This is a genomic window from Stutzerimonas nitrititolerans (genome assembly GCF_003696285.1).
Taxonomy (GTDB): domain Bacteria; phylum Pseudomonadota; class Gammaproteobacteria; order Pseudomonadales; family Pseudomonadaceae; genus Stutzerimonas; species Stutzerimonas nitrititolerans.
Genome location: NZ_RFFL01000073.1, coordinates 1 through 587, shown reverse-complemented (window position 1 = coordinate 587; position 587 = coordinate 1). Strand labels below are relative to the sequence as shown.

The window sequence follows — 587 nt, the reverse complement described above, 5'->3', positions numbered from 1 at the left end:
TGGCCGCTGCGCTCTTACCAGGATGCGGGTGAGATCAAGCGACGGGGTGGCAAGAGCTACACCGTGCCGAAGCGCCACGCGGATGCTCTGGTCGCGCGCGGCCTGGCCAGCACTGAAAAGCCTGCCGCCATCAAACCTGAAAGTAACAAGTAAGGAGCGAACCCATGCCCATGCCGACCCTCGCAGACCTCAAAACGCACCTGCGTATTCGGCATGGGCATGAGGACGATGACCTGCAGATGAAGCTGGAGGCGGCNAACTCCGTACGCCTGGCCATCCTGATCATTGCTGCGGAGCTGTATGCAAACCGTGAGGAGTCGGTGGTAGGCACCATTTACAGCAGGATCCCCAAGGCGGAAAACATGCTGCACTTCTACCGCACAGGGCTTGGAATATGAGAGCCGGGCGCCTGGATACGCCAGTCGACCTGCTCGAACTGGACGCCTGCCTGAGGCCTCGCGTGCTGGACTGGCTATGGTGCGCCATCCAGACCAAGGAAACCGCCGAGCCACCAGCGGCGCAAGGCCTGCGCGCTCCGGCAAAGGTAACTGTGCGAGCCTGGTGGGATGAAAGGCTGCGAGCAGGGC

The 587-nt window shown here is 62.1% G+C and carries 1 pseudogene; it reads left to right on the top strand.

The features are described from left to right. Positions 1-394: 394 nt before the first annotated feature. Positions 395-587, top strand: a pseudogene (locus EA795_RS21335) (hypothetical protein); the annotation flags it as partial.